Origin of the sequence: Pseudomonas sp. BJa5, from assembly GCF_030272875.2 — a bacterium.
In the GTDB taxonomy this organism is placed as follows: domain Bacteria; phylum Pseudomonadota; class Gammaproteobacteria; order Pseudomonadales; family Pseudomonadaceae; genus Aquipseudomonas.
Genome location: NZ_JALRNG020000006.1, coordinates 88,854 through 104,655, shown reverse-complemented (window position 1 = coordinate 104,655; position 15,802 = coordinate 88,854). Strand labels below are relative to the sequence as shown.

Sequence of the window (15,802 nt, the reverse complement as noted above, 5' to 3'; positions counted from 1 at the left end):
GTCACCGCCAAAGGTCTGGTATCGATGCCCAAATCAGCGAATCCCTTTCCGCGCCTGCCGCGCATTCATGCGGCAGACCCCCAGGCGCTGGAGGAAACCTGGGAGAACGCCCCGCAGCTGCTGGCGGCGCTCAATGGCGCGCGCCTGGGGGCCTGGTTCTGGGACGTCGAGACCGGGCAGATCAGCTGGTCGCGGGGCACCCAGGCGCTGTTCGGCTTCGATCCCCACCAGCCGCTGCCCAATGACGTCGACTACCTCGAACTGCTCCCCCCAGAAGACCGCGCCCGCACCTTGCAGGCCTTTCATGCGGTGATCAACGGCGAGCCGGTGGAACAGGCCCTGCGCCACCGCATCCGCTGGCCCGACGGCAGCCTGCACTGGCTGGAGATCAACGGCAGCCTGGCCAAGGACAAGCATGGCCGGCCGCAGATGATCGGGGTGATCCGCGAGATCACCCGCCAGCGCGAACGGGAAACCGCGCTGATCAACTCGGAAAAGCGCTTCGCCACCCTGTTTCACCTGAGCCCCAACGTGATTCTCCTGAGCCGGCGCTCCGACGGCCTGATCTACGAGGTCAACCAGCACTTCGAACAGATCCTTGGCTGGCCGTGCCAGCAGGTGGTCAACAAGACCACCATCGAGCTGGGCCTGTGGGTCAATCCGCAGCAGCGCAATGTCGTGCTCGAAGCCACCCGCAACACCAGCGGCCCGGTGATCCTCGAGGTGCAGTTTCGCGCCAGCAGCGGCAAGATCCACGACGGCATCCTCAGCACCCAGAACATCGAACTGGAAGGCACGGCCTGCCTGCTCAGCACCTTTGTCGACACCAGCGAACGCAAGCGCGCCGAACAAGCCCTCAAGGACAGCCAGGAACGCCTCGACCTGGCCCTGGACTCCGCGCAGATGGGCACCTGGGACTGGCACATTCCCAGCGGCATGCTCTATGGCTCGGCCCGTGCAGCGGAATTGCACGGCCTGGAGCCGGTGCCTTTTCACGAGTCCTTCGAGGCGTTCTTCGAAGGGGTACCGGAGCATGAGCGCACCACGATGCGCCAGGCCTACCGCACCCTGCGCGAAGGACCGGCCGGCAACTACCAGTTCACCTACCGCATCCAGCTGGAAAACGGCACCTCGCGCTACATCGAAAGCCGGGCCCGGCTGTACCGCGACGAACAAGGCAGACCGCTACGCATGGCCGGCACCCTGCTGGACATCACCGAACAGGTCGAGCGCGAGCAACGCCTGGTCAGCTCGGAGGAAAAATTCGCCAGTCTGTTCCAGGCCAGCCCCGACCCGATCTGCGTCACCCGCCAAGACACCGGTCAGTTCATCGAGATCAATCCGGCCTTCACCCAGACCTTCGGCTGGAACACCAAACAGGTGATCGGCCACACCGCCGAAGAGATCGGCCTGTGGGCAGAATCGGCCCAGCGGGCCCGGCGCATCGAACGGGTGATCCGCGACCAGGCCCTGAACAACGTCGCCGTGGTGGTCAACCACAGTGATGGGCAACCCCTGACCTGCGTGATATCCAGCCGCCTGATCAAGGTCGACGACCAGCCCTGCAGTGTCACCACCCTGCGCGACATCACCCAGCAACAACGGGCCGAAGCGGCACTCAAGGCCAGTGAAGAGAAGTTCGCCAAGGCGTTTCATTCCAGCCCCGACGCCATCACCATTACCGAACTCGACAGCGGTCGTTACCTGGAGGTCAACGACGGTTTCTGCCGCCTGACCGGCTACAGCACGGCCGAGGTGATCGGCCGCACTGTGTACGAGATCGGCATCTGGGCCGACGACAAGCAACGCTCGGCACTGATCAGCGAATTCCAGGACAAGGGCCGCGTCCACCACCGGGAAATGCTCGGGCGCAACAAGCGCGGCGACATCCTCACCGTGGAGGTGTCGATCGAGCCGATCACCCTCAATGAAACCGAATGCCTGCTGCTCACCGCCCGCGATGTCAGCCTGCTGAAGAACGCCCAGGCGCAGATCCGTCACCTGGCCTACCACGACCCCCTGACCAACCTGCCCAACCGCGCCTTGCTGATGGACCGCCTGAGCCAGCAGATCGCCCTGCTCAAGCGCCACAACCTGCGCGGCGCCCTGCTGTTCCTCGACCTGGATCACTTCAAGCACATCAACGACTCCCTGGGCCACCCGGTCGGCGACACCGTGCTGAAGATCATCACCGCCCGCCTGGAAGCCAGCGTGCGCCTGGAAGACACCGTGGCGCGCCTGGGCGGTGACGAATTCGTGGTGCTGCTCAGTGGCCTTGAGGGCAGCCGCGACGAAGTCACGGAAAAGGTCCGCGAACTGGCCGACACCCTGCGCGAGCTGCTGGCCGAGCCCATGTCCCTGGATGGCCAGCGCCTGCAGGTGACACCGAGCATCGGCGTGGCGCTGATCCCCGATCACGGCACGACCCCCGCCGACCTGCTCAAGCGCGCCGACATCGCCCTGTACCGGGCCAAGGACTCCGGGCGCAACACCACCCAGTTGTTCCACACCACCATGCAGAAGGCCGCCAGCGAACGCCTGCGCATGGAAAGCGATCTGCGCATGGCCCTGGCCCGGGGCGAACTGGCCCTGCACTTCCAACCCCAGGTCGATGCCCGCGACAACCGTATCGTCGGCGCCGAAGTGCTGCTGCGCTGGCACCATCCGCAACTGGGCCAGCAACCGCCGACGCAGTTCATCCAGGTGCTGGAGGAAAGCGGACTGATCCTCGAAGTGGGCAGCTGGATACTCGACGAAGCCTGCGATGCCTGTGCCGGCATGCTGCGCGATCACCTGATCGATGCCTACGACTTCAGCCTGTGCGTGAACATCAGCCCGCGCCAGTTCCGCCAGAACGACTTCGTCGAGCGGGTCCTGCGCAGCCTCGATGACTTTCGCCTGCCCTACAGCATGCTCAAGCTGGAAATCACCGAGGGCATCGTCATCCAGAACCTGGACGACACCATCAGCAAGATGCGCGAGCTCAAGCGCTATGGCGTGAGTTTCGCCATGGATGATTTCGGCACCGGGTATTCATCGCTGACCTACCTCAAGCGCCTGCCGGTGGATACCTTGAAGATCGACCAGTCGTTCGTCCGTGATGCACCGGAGGACCCCAACGATGCGGAGATCGTCCGCGCCATCGTGGCCATGGCCCGCAGCCTGGACCTGTCGGTGATTGCCGAGGGGGTGGAGTTGTCGGAGCAGCTGGAGTTCCTGGAGCGGCTGGGGTGTCATTTGTACCAGGGATATCTGCACAGCCGGCCGTTGCCCCTGGGCGAGTTCCGGCGGATGTTGCTGGAAGCACCGGCCCTGTGACCTGTAGGAGCGGGCTTGCCCCGCGATTGCCGTCTGCCAGTTGCACCGTATCGCGGGGCAAGCCCGCTCCTACACGCGCCCAATAAAAAGGGCACCCGAAGGTGCCCTCTTGTGCATCACATCACTCAGTTCAGCGCAGGCTTGCTATCGCCGTTGATCGGGATGCGCTTGGCCTTGGCCTCTTCCGGGACGATGCGCAGCAGGTCGATGCTGAGCAGGCCGTTGGCCAGGCCCGCGGCCTTGACCTCGATGTGGTCGGCCAGGCGGAAGGACAACTTGAACGCCCGCTGGGCAATGCCCTGGTGCAGGTAGGTGACGCTTTCGCCGCTGCTGTCACGCTTGCCGCCGGTGACGGTCAGCACGCCCTTTTCCACTTGCAGGTCCAGATCCTGCTCCTGGAAACCGGCTGCAGCAACGACGATTCGATAGTGGTCATCGCCATGTTTTTCAACGTTGTAGGGAGGGTAGCTGCTACCCGCCTCATTACGCGCCGCGGATTCGAACAGGTCATTGAAACGGTCGAAGCCTACGGAATGACGGAACAGTGGAGCCAGAGAAAAAGCAGTAGTCATGGTACATCTCCTGAAAATCAGCGAGGTTGTGTAGTAGCGCGACCCGACTTCGGCATCGCGTACTCCTTAGATAAGGACCCTCGCCGGCTTTTCAAGCAACCCGACGAAAATTTTCACGCCGCCTGGCTGACCGGCATGCCGATCAACTGGCCAACCCGATCGCAATCGGTTTCCCGGCGCAGTTCGGCGAACAGTTCCACAGCCTCAGGGTAGGTACGGGTCAGCATCGCCACCCACTGCTTCAAGCGTCCCGGTGCCTGGCGCGGGGTCATCTGCGCCACCGCCTGGCCCCAGAAGTCGCGGATCAGCGGCAACAGGCCGTGCCAGTCCATGGGTACGAACTCGACGCCGTCGCGGGCAGCGGCGATCTGCCGGGCCAGGTCCGGGCGCGAAACCAGGCCGCGGCCGAGCATGATGTCCTCGACGCCGCTGACTTCACGGCAGCGCTGCCAGTCTTCGAAGGTCCAGACTTCACCGTTGGCGTACACCGGCACCTTGACCACGTCCTGTACCCGCGCCACCCACTCCCAGTGGGCCGGTGGCTTGTAGCCCTCGACCTTGGTCCGCGCATGCACCACCAGTTGCTCGGCGCCGCCTTCGGCCAGGGCACGGGCGCAGTCCAGCGCCACATCGGGGCTGTCGAAGCCCAGGCGCATCTTGGCGGTAACCGGAATGTGCGCAGGCACGGCACGGCGCACTTCACGCAGGATGGCATGGAGCAGCTCCGGCTCCTTGAGCAACACCGCACCGCCGCGGGACTTGTTGACGGTCTTGGCCGGGCAGCCGAAATTGAGGTCGATCACCGGCGCGCCCAGCTCGCAGGCCAGCACCGCGTTTTCGGCCAGGCACACCGGGTCGGAGCCGAGCAATTGCACACGCAAGGGCACCCCGGCCGTGGTCGCGGCGCCCTGATCCAGCTCCGGCGCCAGCTTGGCGAAGGTAGCGGCTGGCAGCAGCCGGTCGCAGACACGAATGAACTCGGTGACGCACCAGTCGATGCCGCCCACCTGGGTCAGTACGTCACGGAGGATGTTGTCGACCAGCCCCTCCATCGGGGCCAGGGCAATTTGCATGGGTGGCATCTCGGCTGAAAAAGGCCGGCAGTCTAGCAAAATCCGCGGCCTACAGCGCTCCGGCCATCAGCGCCGCACCATAACCTTCGATGAACTCGCTGGGCATGCGCTTGGGCCGACCTGTGGATAACTCGATACACACGAAAGTGGTCTGCGCGCGCAGCAAGGTGGTGCCGTCGCTGGGACGCACCAGCTGGAAGCGCCGGGTCATTTTCAGGCGTTGATCCCAGTCGACTATCCAGGTCGCCAGTTGCAACTCATCGTCTTCATAGGCCGAGGCCAGGTAGTCGATTTCGTGACGAACCACGGCCATGGCCCGGTCCAGGCGCCGATACTCGGCCAGGTCCAGGCCCAGGCGCTGGGAGTGGCGCCAGGCACAGCGCTCCAGCCAGGTGACGTAGACCGCGTTATTGGCGTGGCCGAGGCCATCGATGTCTTCGGCACCGACGCGCAGGTCGATGGTGAACGGTGTTGCCAGATCCCAACTCATGCCCGCTCCAGTTCTCTGATGAACGGGCAGAGTGTACCGGATGCTCAGGCCGATTGCCGCTCGCTGGCGTGCCTGGGCGCGAGCAGCGCCTGCACGCCTTCGATCAGTTGCGGGTCGGACAGCACACGCTGATGCCCCCCTTCGGGCAGCAGCAACAGGCGACTGTCGAACCAGGCCTCGTGAATGGCCAGCGCCTCGCTGGACGGCACCAGGCCGTCATCCTCGGCATGCACGACCAGTGCAGGAATATCCAGTTGATAGCCTTTCACATCAAGGCGCGCAATCGGCATCCCGACATCCCGCTCGACCTGGCGCACGAAGGCTGCTCGCGCCCGCGCCGGCATGCCCAGCCGGCGGGCGAAGCCACGCAGCACCCCCAGCAGTTGCGCCGGCGCGGCAATACTCACCGCCGCCTCGGCGCGCAACCCCCACTGCAGGGCCAGCATGACCGCAGAACCGCCCATCGAGTGACCGATCACCGCCCGCAGCGCCGGCAATTCGGCAGCAGCCTCCAGCAAGGCCCGGGCGAACAGCACGACATGCGCCTGATTACCCGGGGAATGACCATGGGCGGGCCCTTCCAGGGCCACGGCGGTGTAGCCGGAACGCACCAGGGTATCGATCAGGTGGGCGAACTGGGTCGGGCGCCCTTCCCAACCGTGCATCAGCAATACCGTTGGCCCCTGACCCCAGCGCAAGGCCGAGAGGCCGAAGCGCAAGGTAATACGTTCGGCGCGGGCCAGCAGCGGCAACTCCCAGTCCCGCGGCGGCAGGTTGCGCGGCGTCATGAACGCCCGGCGCATCTTGCTGGCCACATGCTCCGGTACCAGGTGTCCGAGGGTGCCGTTGACGCTACGAATCCAGCTCAAGGTATTCATCGCTTCGCTCCGGTGGATGGCGCAGGTTCAGACAACCGCCGACTTGGCGGCACGCAGGATGCGGTCAGACAATTCATCAGTGCCCAGGGCACGGGCCAGGGCAATGCCACCGACCATCAGGGCCAGGTCGGCCAGGACCTTGTCGGCGTCTTCGGGGCTGTCGGCCATGTTGGCCATCATCAGTTCGATGTGTTCGGCCAGGACTTCGCGGAAGGCATCTGGCAGGCGCGCCATCTCCACCAGGGAGGTGGGCAACGGGCAGGCATGTTCGGTGGCGTCACGGTGCTTGCGCGACAGGTAGAAAGCGGCGACCAGGCCACGGCGCTCCTCGCCGCTCATGTTCGGGTCGACTTCGGCGAGCAGGGCTCGACGCTCGGCAAGCAACTGGCGGAAGGCTTCCAGCATCAGCGCGTCCTTGCTGTCGAAATGCGCATAGAAGCCCCCGACCGTCAGCCCGGCAGCGCCCATCACCTGGTTGACGCTGGGTTCGGCGGGGCCGTGCTGGATCAATGCACTGCGGGCTGCCTCGAGAATCCGTTCGCGGGTTTTCGCCTTCTTGTCGTTCATGACCTGCCTCCAAATATTATGCTCACAATATTATTCTCATAATATTTTTCTGCAAGCACTATCGCCCGCCATTTGTCGTGGGGGTGCATAAGGAAGAGGAAGGAAGTTTTTTTCGCGGAAAAAACAAAAGGCTCATTCAATAATCGAATGAGCCTTGAAATCCCACAAAGTGGGTAAAGTGGCGTCCCCTAGGGGACTCGAACCCCTGTTACCGCCGTGAAAGGGCGGTGTCCTAGGCCACTAGACGAAGGGGACTTGTAACCTTCGTGCAGATCCGTTTTCACGAATCCTGGCAAAATTGGTGGAGCTAAGCGGGATCGAACCGCTGACCTCCTGCATGCCATGCAGGCGCTCTCCCAGCTGAGCTATAGCCCCAGATTTCTAGCCTCGCGGCCCAGCGACCTCTTTCGATGTCGCTTGTGTGAAACTGGCGTCCCCTAGGGGACTCGAACCCCTGTTACCGCCGTGAAAGGGCGGTGTCCTAGGCCACTAGACGAAGGGGACGAACCTTCTTACCTTGCCAACCCGGTCGCTGGAGCCCGGTTGACTCTGAAGTTGATACTACCAACTCCAGATCGGAATTTGGTGGAGCTAAGCGGGATCGAACCGCTGACCTCCTGCATGCCATGCAGGCGCTCTCCCAGCTGAGCTATAGCCCCACAATGTCGCTTTGAACTTGATTCGCTTGGCTGGGTGCTTCGCGTTTCGTTTTCGTTCATCGCTGTGGACGGGGCGCATATTAAGATCGGATCGCACACCTGTCAAATTTATTTTCGACTTTTTTTGAATTTTTTTTCCGAGATAACAAACACTTACCTTGGAACGCCCGGTTTTATTGGGCGCGACCGCTAAAACGCATCGCGGGACAAGCCCGCTCCTACCGTAGGAGCGGGCTTGCCCCGCGATGGGTACAACATTGAAAAAAGGTCAGGCGATAGTGCCCAACAGCTTCTCCCACTCCTTGTTTTCTTTCTTCGACACACCACCGAGCAGGTCCAGGGCCTGGCGCAGGCGGTAACGGGTCAGGTCCGGGCCGAGGATTTCCATGGCATCGAGCACCGATACCGAGCTGGCCTGGCCGGTGATGGCGGCGAACATCAGCGGCATGGCATCACGCAGCTTCAGCTCCAGCGCCTCGACAACGGCCTGGATGCAGCCGGTGATCCGCTCTTTTTCCCACTGGCGCAGGCTTTCGAGCTTCCACAGGATCAACTGGATCACCTGGCGAACCTGGTCGCCCGACAATTTCTTGCTCTCGAACAGCTTGGCATCGAGCTTCAGCGCGCCTTCGAAGAAGAAGCCGCCCAGCGGTGCGACCTGGCTGAAGGTCTCTACCCTGCCCTGCACGTGCGGCGCGATCTTCATCATGTAGTCGCTGTTGAACGCCCACTTCTGCAGGCGTGCGGCGAATTCTTCCACCGGCAGGTCACGCAGCCACTGGCCGTTGAGCCACGACAGCTTCTCGATGTCGAAGATCGGCCCGCCCAGGGACACTCGCGACAGGTCGAAGTGCTCGACCATCTCGGCCAGGGAGAACTTCTCGCGCTCGTCCGGCATCGACCAGCCCATGCGGCCCAGGTAGTTGAGCATCGCCTCGGGCATGAAGCCCATGCGCTCGTAGAAGGTCACCGAGGTCGGGTTCTTGCGCTTGGACAGCTTGCTCTTGTCCGGGTTGCGCAGCAGCGGCATGTAGCACAGTTGCGGCTGTTCCCAGCCGAAGTATTCGTAGAGCTTGATCAGCTTGGGAGCCGACGGCAGCCACTCCTCGCCACGCAGCACATGGGTGATGCCCATCAAGTGGTCGTCGACCACGTTGGCCAGGAAGTAGGTCGGCAGGCCGTCGGTCTTCATCAGCACCTGCATGTCCATGCGGTCCCACGGGATCTCGACTTCGCCACGCAGCATGTCCGGCACCACGCAGACGCCTTCGCTCGGCACCTTCATGCGGATCACATGCGGCTCGCCAGCGGCCAGGCGGCGCTGTACTTCTTCAGGCGAGAGCAGCAAGGCGCGGCCGTCGTAGCGCGGGGTTTCGCCGCGGGCCATCTGCTCGGCGCGCATCTGGTCCAGCTCTTCGGCGGTGCAGAAGCACGGGAAGGCGTGGCCCAGGTCGACCAGTTGCTGGGCGTACTGCTTGTAGATATCGCCCCGCTCGCTCTGCCGGTACGGGCCGTGCGGGCCGCCGACATCCGGACCTTCGCTCCATTCGATGCCGAGCCAGCGCAGGGCGTCGAAAATCTGCTGCTCGGACTCGCGGGTCGAACGCAGCTGGTCGGTATCTTCGATACGCAGGATGAATTCGCCGCCGTGCTGCTTGGCGAAGCAGTAGTTGAACAGGGCGATATAAGCGGTGCCGACGTGGGGATCGCCAGTAGGCGAAGGCGCGATACGCGTGCGAACGGTGGTCATGGACAGTCTCGAACTAGAGATGAAACAAAGGCTGGATGTTAACAGGGAGCGGGCATCGGGCTCCAGCAATGGGCGCGATCGGCACTTGTGAGCCTGGATCCAAACATTGTTAAATTTGCTTACATTTTTGGAACGATGGTACTCATGCCTGCTCAACTCAAACGCCGCCTGCTGGTTTTCATGACCCTGGTTGCGCTCGTCGCCCTCGCCTTTCTCGCCCACTGGTACATCAAGGGTCGCTTCTACGAAAGCACCGACAATGCTTATGTGCAGGGCGAAATCACGCGGATTTCCAGCCAGCTCGGTGCCCGTGTCGATGAAGTCCTGGTCCAGGACAACCAGCATGTCGCCAAGGGTGACCTGCTGGTTCGCCTGGAGCCGGATGATTTCCGCCTGGCCGTGGAGCGCGCCCGCGCCGCCCTGGCCACCCGCGAGGCCGAACACCAGCAGGCCGAAAGCCGCCTGACCCAGCAATCGAGCCTGATTGCCGCCGGCAAGGCCCAGGTCGCCGCCAACCAGGCCACCCTGGGACGCTGGGAACTGGACCTGAACCGCGCCCAGGCCCTGCGCAAGCCGGGCTTCGTATCGGAAGAACGGGTCACCACCCTGGCGGCGGAAAACAACGTTGCCCGCTCACAAGTCAGCAAAGCCCAGGCCGACCTGCAGGGCCAGCGCCAGCAGGTCAATGCCCTGTCCGCCGAGCTCAAGCGCCTGGATGCGCAGATTGCCAACGCCCGCGCCGAACTGGCCCAGGCCGAGCTGAACCTGACCCGCAGCGAAATCCGCGCCCCGATCAGCGGCATGATCGGCCAGCGTGCCGCGCGCAATGGTCAGGTGGTCCAGGCCGGCACCTACCTGTTGTCGATCGTTCCGGATGAGGACATCTGGGTCCAGGCCAACTTCAAGGAAACCCAGATCGGCCATATGCAGCCTGGGCAAATGGCCGAACTGTTGTTCGACAGCTACCCCGACACACCGATCCAGGCCCGGATCGACAGCCTGTTCGCCGCCTCCGGCGCGCAGTTCAGCCTGCTGCCGCCGGACAACGCCACCGGCAACTTCACCAAGGTGGTACAGCGCATTCCGGTCAAGCTGACCTTCGCGGCCGACAACCCGCTGCGCGGCAGGATCCGCCCGGGCATGTCGGTCACCGCCATCGTCGACATCCGGAACCACACCGACAATGGCCGGTGATGCGTTGATCCGTCCCGTCGGCGAACCCAGCCGGCGCGACTGGATCGCAGTAATGAGTGTGATGCTCGGCGCCTTCATGGCCGTGCTGGATATCCAGATCACCAACTCCTCGCTCAAGGACATCCAGGGCGCCCTGTCGGCGACCCTGGAGGAAGGCTCGTGGATCTCCACTTCGTACCTGGTGGCCGAGATCATCATGATCCCGCTGACCGCCTGGCTGGTGCAGTTGCTCTCGGCCCGGCGCCTGGCCGTGTGGGTGTCGCTGGGTTTCCTGGCCTCCTCGCTGCTGTGTTCCATGGCCTGGAACCTGGAGAGCATGATCGTCTTTCGCGCCCTGCAGGGCTTCACCGGCGGCGCGCTGATTCCGCTGGCCTTCACCCTGACCCTGATCAAGCTGCCCGAGCATCACCGCGCCAAGGGCATGGCGATGTTCGCCATGACCGCCACCTTCGCGCCGTCCATTGGCCCGACCCTGGGCGGCTGGCTCACCGAGAACTGGGGCTGGGAATACATCTTCTACATCAACATCCCGCCGGGCCTGTTGATGATCGGCGGCCTGATGTATGGCCTGGAGAAGAAAGAGGCGCACTGGGAACTGCTGAAAAGCACCGACTACGCCGGCATCGTCACCCTGGGCGTGGGCCTGGGTTGCCTGCAGGTGTTTCTCGAAGAGGGCCACCGCAAGGACTGGCTGGAATCGAGCCTGATCGTCGGCCTGGGCAGCATCGCCCTGCTGAGCCTGATCACCTTCGTGATCGTGCAGTACTCCAAGCCCAATCCGCTGATCAACCTGCGCATTCTCGGCAACCGCAACTTCGGCCTGTCGAGCATTGCCAGCCTGGGGATGGGGGTTGGCCTCTATGGATCGATCTACCTGCTGCCGCTGTACCTGGCGCAGATCCAGAACTACAACGCCCTGCAGATCGGCGAAGTGATCATGTGGATGGGGATTCCCCAGCTGTTCCTGATTCCGATGGTGCCGCAGCTGATGAAGGTGATTTCGCCGAAGATCCTCTGCACCCTGGGCTTTGGCCTGTTCGGCCTGGCCAGCTTCAGCTCCGGGGTGCTCAACCCGGACTTCGCCGGCGAGCAGTTCAACCAGATCCAGATCATCCGCGCCCTCGGCCAGCCGATGATCATGGTGACCATCTCGCTGATCGCCACGGCCTATATCCTGCCCCAGGATGCGGGCTCGGCGTCGAGCCTGTTCAACATCCTGCGCAACCTGGGCGGCGCCATCGGCATCGCCTTGCTGGCGACCTTGCTGGATGCGCGCACCAAGGTGTACTTCGACTACCTGCGCGAGTCGCTGGTGCCGAGCAACCCGCAGGTCGCCGAGCGCCTGGCGCAGCTGGCTGAAAGGCTGGGCAGCGACGCTGCGGCACTGGGCAAACTGAGCGAGATTACCCATCAGCAGGCAATGATCATGGCCTACAACGATGCCTTCCATTTTGTCGGCATCGGTTTGGCGATCAGCATGGTGGCGGTGTTGATGACGCGGACATTGCCGCAGGGGTTGAAGGCGGGAGAGGCCCACTGACGGCGGCGTCTGAATCGCGGGGCAAGCCCGCTCCCACCGGCTTTGTGGGAGCGGGCTTGCCCCGCGATGGCGTCCTCACGCCGTAATCATTCGCTCGCGCAATGCAGCAATCTCGTCGCGCAACTGCGCCGCCGCTTCGAACTCCAGGTCCCGCGCCAGCTGGTACATCTTCTCTTCCAGCTGCTTGATGCGCTTGGCGATTTCGCCCGGGGTGCGCAGTTCGGCTTCGTAGCGGGCGCTCTCCTCCGCGGCCTTGGCCATGCCCTTGCGCTTCTTGCTGCGCGAGCCGGGCACGTTGGCGCCTTCCATGATGTCGGTGATGTCCTTGACCACGCCCTTGGGCACGATGCCGTTGGCCTGGTTGAAGGCGATCTGCTTGTCGCGGCGGCGTTCGGTCTCGCCGATCGCCCGCTCCATGGAGCCGGTCATGTTGTCGGCATAGAGGATCGCCCGGCCATTGAGGTTGCGCGCCGCCCGGCCGATGGTCTGGATCAGCGAGCGCTCGGAGCGCAGGAAGCCTTCCTTGTCGGCATCGAGGATCGCCACCAGCGATACCTCGGGCATGTCCAGGCCCTCGCGCAGCAGGTTGATGCCCACCAGCACATCGAAGGTGCCCAGGCGCAGGTCACGGATGATCTCGACCCGTTCCACCGTGTCGATGTCCGAGTGCAGGTAGCGCACCCGTACGTCGTGGTCGGCCAGGTAATCGGTGAGGTCCTCGGCCATGCGCTTGGTCAGGGTGGTGACCAGCACGCGCTCTTCCATGGCCACCCGCTTGCGGATTTCCGACAGCAGGTCGTCGACCTGGGTGGTGGCCGGACGCACTTCCACCTGCGGGTCGACCAGGCCAGTGGGCCGTACCACCTGCTCCACCACCCTGCCGGCGTGATCGGCCTCGTAAGGCCCGGGCGTCGCCGAGACGAAGATGGTCTGCGGGCTGACGCTTTCCCACTCGTCGAACCGCATGGGCCGGTTGTCCAGCGCCGACGGCAGGCGGAAACCGTATTCGACCAGGGTTTCCTTGCGTGAGCGGTCGCCCTTGTACATGGCCCCGACCTGGGGAACGCTGACGTGGGATTCGTCGATCACCAGCAAGGCATCGGCCGGCAGGTAGTCGTAGAGGGTCGGCGGCGGCGCCCCGGCCGGACGCCCGGACAGGTAGCGCGAATAGTTTTCGATGCCGTTGCAGTAGCCCAGTTCGAGAATCATCTCCAGGTCGAAGCGGGTGCGCTGCTCCAGGCGCTGGGCTTCGACCAGCTTGTTGGCCTTGTGCAGGTACTCCAGGCGCTGTTGCAGTTCTTCCTTGATGCCCTCCACCGCTTCGAGCAGGGTTTCCCGCGGGGTCACGTAGTGGCTCTTGGGATAGAAGGTGAAGCGCGGCAGCTTGCGGATCACCTCGCCGGTCAGCGGGTCGAAGGCGGCAATGTTCTCCACTTCGTCGTCGAACAGCTCGATGCGGATGGCTTCCAGGTCCGATTCGGCCGGGAAGATGTCGATCACGTCGCCGCGCACACGGAAGGTGGCGCGGGCGAAGTCCATCTCATTGCGGGTGTACTGCAGGTCGGCCAGGCGGCGCAGCAGGGCGCGCTGGTCGAGTTTGTCGCCGCGGTCCACGTGCAGGACCATCTTCAGGTAGGTTTCCGGGCTGCCCAGGCCGTAGATGCACGACACCGTGGTGACGATGATCGCATCGCGCCGCTCCAGCAGCGCCTTGGTCGCCGACAGGCGCATCTGCTCGATGTGATCGTTGATCGAAGCGTCCTTCTCGATGAAGGTGTCGGACGACGGCACATAGGCTTCGGGCTGGTAGTAGTCGTAGTAGGAAACGAAATACTCCACGGCGTTATTGGGGAAAAACGCCTTGAACTCGCCATACAACTGCGCCGCCAGGGTCTTGTTCGGTGCCAGCACCAGGGTCGGGCGCTGCACCTGGGCGATCACGTTGGCGATGCTGAAGGTCTTGCCCGAACCGGTCACCCCGAGCAGGGTCTGGTGCGCCAGCCCCGCCTCGATGCCCTCGACCATCAGGCGAATGGCCTCGGGCTGGTCGCCGGCCGGCTGGAAACGGGTGACGAGCTGAAACTCGGACATGACGGACCTCTGTGTTATCGCGGCTGCAGGCAACTGTATCTATAGACAGTAGTTATACCGAATTTGTGTCACTGAGTGCCAGTTTCAACTCAGTGTTGCGGGCAATTGCCTCACCGGACCGGTCAATTCGACTAACGGTCGAAAATATTTCGGCCAAACAGCAGGAAAAGCTGCACCAGACTGTCGCCGTGACCGGTGGGTATCACTATACTGACTCCCCGTTTGTGCACCGCTCTAGTGCATTCGGCTGGAGCGTGCGAACTCTTCCACTCTCCATTCGAGCCAAGGTAATAATGAGCCTGTTTTCCGCTGTCGAGCTGGCACCACGCGACCCCATTCTGGGCCTCAACGAAGCATTCAACGCCGATACCCGTAGCAACAAGGTCAACCTGGGTGTAGGTGTGTACTGCAACGAAGAAGGGCGTATCCCACTGCTGCGCGCAGTGATCGAAGCCGAAACCCAGCGCGCTGCCCAGCACGCTTCCCGCGGTTACCTGCCGATCGACGGCATCGCCGCCTACGACCAGGCCGTGCAGAAGCTGCTGTTCGGTGCCGAGTCGCCACTGCTGGCCGCTGGCCGCGTGATCACCACCCAGGCCGTCGGCGGTACCGGCGCCCTGAAGATCGGTGCCGACTTCCTCAAGCAGATCTCGCCAGATGCCGTGGTCGCCATCAGCGACCCGAGCTGGGAAAACCATCGCGCCCTGTTCGAAACCGCCGGCTTCCCGGTGCAGAACTACCGTTACTACGACGCCGCCAGCAACGACGTCAACCGTAGCGGCATGCTCGAAGACCTCAACGCCCTGCCGTCGGGCTCGATCATCGTCCTGCACGCCTGCTGCCACAACCCGACCGGCGTCGACCTGAGCCTGGACGACTGGAAAAACGTCCTCGAAGTGGTCAAGGCCAAGGGCCACGTACCGTTCCTCGACATGGCCTACCAGGGCTTTGGCGACGGCATCTACGAAGACGCCTTTGCCGTACGCCTGTTCGCCGAGTCGGGCCTGAACTTCTTCGTTTCCAGCTCGTTCTCCAAATCCTTCTCGCTGTACGGCGAGCGCGTTGGCGCCCTGTCGATCATCACCGAATCCAAGGAAGAGAGCGCTCGCGTGCTGTCGCAGGTCAAGCGCGTGATCCGCACCAACTACTCCAACCCGCCGACCCACGGCGCCAGCATCGTTGCCGCCGTGCTCAACAGCCCGGAACTGCGTGCAATGTGGGAAGCGGAACTGGGCGAAATGCGCGGTCGCATCCACGGCATGCGCAAGCAGATGGTCGAGCTGCTGGCCGAGTACGGCGCGCAGCGCGACTTCAGCTTCGTCGGTCGCCAGCGCGGCATGTTCTCCTACTCGGGCCTGAGCGTTGAGCAAGTCGCCCGCCTGAAGAACGAGTTCGGCATCTACGCCCTGGACACCGGCCGTATTTGCGTGGCCACCTTGAACCAGAGCAATATCCATGTGGTGACCAAGGCTATCGTCGAGGTCCTGTAACTGATTAATTGCCCGGGGGAGGCTTGACTTCCCCTTAGCAATCAGTAAGATACGCCACAGATTCCGCGATAGCTCAGTCGGTAGAGCAAATGACTGTTAATCATTGGGTCCCTGGTTCGAGTCCAGGTCGCGGAGCCAAATACTTGAAAAACCTCCAGTTGCGCTGAGCACTGGAGGTTT

Annotated in this window: 11 protein-coding genes and 5 tRNA genes; 5 read left to right on the top strand and 11 right to left on the bottom strand. The window is 63.2% G+C overall.

What is annotated here, in order from left to right:
* Positions 1–24: 24 nt before the first annotated feature.
* A complete protein-coding gene (locus M2D63_RS05385) occupies positions 25–3,318 on the top strand; it encodes a PAS domain S-box protein (protein ID WP_285861781.1) in 3,294 nt (1,097 codons plus the stop codon).
* Between the two features lie 125 nt (positions 3,319–3,443).
* On the opposite strand, the gene M2D63_RS05380 is transcribed toward M2D63_RS05385, so the two are convergent.
* The 10 genes from M2D63_RS05380 to gltX form a co-directional block, all read right to left on the bottom strand.
* A complete protein-coding gene (locus tag M2D63_RS05380; RefSeq protein ID WP_285861780.1) occupies positions 3,444–3,890 on the bottom strand; it encodes an Hsp20 family protein in 447 nt (148 codons plus the stop codon).
* 113 nt (positions 3,891–4,003) lie between these two features.
* Entirely contained in the window at positions 4,004–4,963 is a 960-nt protein-coding gene (locus M2D63_RS05375) for a tRNA-dihydrouridine synthase (RefSeq protein ID WP_285861779.1), read from the bottom strand.
* Between the two features lie 49 nt (positions 4,964–5,012).
* Positions 5,013–5,453, bottom strand: a complete 441-nt coding sequence (locus M2D63_RS05370) for a thioesterase family protein (RefSeq protein ID WP_285861778.1) — start codon at positions 5,451–5,453, stop codon at positions 5,013–5,015.
* A 44-nt stretch (positions 5,454–5,497) separates the two neighbouring features.
* Entirely contained in the window at positions 5,498–6,331 is an 834-nt protein-coding gene (locus M2D63_RS05365; RefSeq protein WP_285861777.1) for an alpha/beta hydrolase, read from the bottom strand.
* Positions 6,332–6,358: 27 nt separating this feature from the next.
* On the bottom strand, positions 6,359–6,898 hold the full coding sequence (locus M2D63_RS05360; protein WP_285861776.1) for a TetR/AcrR family transcriptional regulator: 540 nt from the start codon (positions 6,896–6,898) through the stop codon (positions 6,359–6,361).
* A 179-nt stretch (positions 6,899–7,077) separates the two neighbouring features.
* Positions 7,078–7,153, bottom strand: a tRNA-Glu gene (locus M2D63_RS05355).
* Between the two features lie 44 nt (positions 7,154–7,197).
* Positions 7,198–7,273 (bottom strand) — tRNA-Ala (locus M2D63_RS05350).
* Between the two features lie 53 nt (positions 7,274–7,326).
* Positions 7,327–7,402 (bottom strand) — tRNA-Glu (locus tag M2D63_RS05345).
* A 79-nt stretch (positions 7,403–7,481) separates the two neighbouring features.
* Positions 7,482–7,557, bottom strand: a tRNA-Ala gene (locus M2D63_RS05340).
* Between the two features lie 268 nt (positions 7,558–7,825).
* A complete protein-coding gene (gltX, locus tag M2D63_RS05335) occupies positions 7,826–9,307 on the bottom strand; it encodes a glutamate--tRNA ligase (protein ID WP_285861775.1) in 1,482 nt (493 codons plus the stop codon).
* A 144-nt stretch (positions 9,308–9,451) separates the two neighbouring features.
* On the opposite strand from gltX, the gene M2D63_RS05330 reads away from it, so the two are divergent.
* Together M2D63_RS05330 and M2D63_RS05325 are read left to right on the top strand one after the other, a co-directional pair.
* Entirely contained in the window at positions 9,452–10,501 is a 1,050-nt protein-coding gene (locus M2D63_RS05330; protein WP_285861774.1) for an HlyD family secretion protein, read from the top strand.
* Positions 10,491–12,041 (top strand): MDR family MFS transporter, encoded by a 1,551-nt coding sequence (locus M2D63_RS05325; RefSeq protein WP_285861773.1) that lies wholly within the window; start codon positions 10,491–10,493, stop codon positions 12,039–12,041. Before M2D63_RS05330 ends, M2D63_RS05325 begins: the two co-directional genes overlap by 11 nt.
* Before the next feature lie 75 nt (positions 12,042–12,116).
* Here the strand turns inward: M2D63_RS05325 and uvrB are convergent, their stop codons facing one another.
* A complete protein-coding gene (uvrB, locus tag M2D63_RS05320) occupies positions 12,117–14,132 on the bottom strand; it encodes an excinuclease ABC subunit UvrB (protein WP_285861772.1) in 2,016 nt (671 codons plus the stop codon).
* Between the two features lie 293 nt (positions 14,133–14,425).
* Here uvrB and M2D63_RS05315 point away from each other — a divergent pair, with 293 nt between their 5' ends.
* Both M2D63_RS05315 and M2D63_RS05310 read left to right on the top strand, forming a co-directional pair.
* Complete coding sequence (locus M2D63_RS05315) at positions 14,426–15,622, top strand: amino acid aminotransferase (protein ID WP_285861771.1); 1,197 nt, start codon at positions 14,426–14,428, stop codon at positions 15,620–15,622.
* Positions 15,623–15,684: 62 nt separating this feature from the next.
* Positions 15,685–15,760 (top strand) — tRNA-Asn (locus tag M2D63_RS05310).
* The last annotated feature ends 42 nt before the right edge of the window (positions 15,761–15,802 follow it).